Annotated in this window: 1 protein-coding gene; it reads left to right on the top strand. The window is 41.1% G+C overall.

Features of this window, described 5'->3' with window-relative positions:
• A partial coding sequence (gene rsgA, locus SB756_RS32760; RefSeq protein ID WP_410913600.1) for a GTPase RsgA occupies nucleotides 1-253 on the top strand: 253 nt, incomplete at both ends.

Here is a 253-nt window from a genome sequence, read left to right as displayed (position 1 = left end):
GAAGGCGATTTAGCCGGAGTTATTGAAGCAACACAAGAGCGTCGCTCGCAACTTACTCGCCCCGATTTTTACGATGGGGTAAAAGTAATTGCTGCAAATATTGATCAAATACTTATGGTTTCTGCTGTATTACCTGAGTTTACCCCTAGCATTATTGATCGCTATTTAATTGCCTGTGAAGACATGGGTATTGAGCCTATTTTAATCCTCAACAAAATCGACTTAATCGGCGAAGCCGGCCTTAAAGATATTC

The sequence above is a fragment of the Pseudomonas sp. SIMBA_068 genome (assembly GCF_046534705.1).
Taxonomy (GTDB): Bacteria; Pseudomonadota; Gammaproteobacteria; order Pseudomonadales; family Pseudomonadaceae; genus Aquipseudomonas; species Aquipseudomonas putida.
This window is presented reverse-complemented; position numbering and strand designations above follow the sequence as displayed.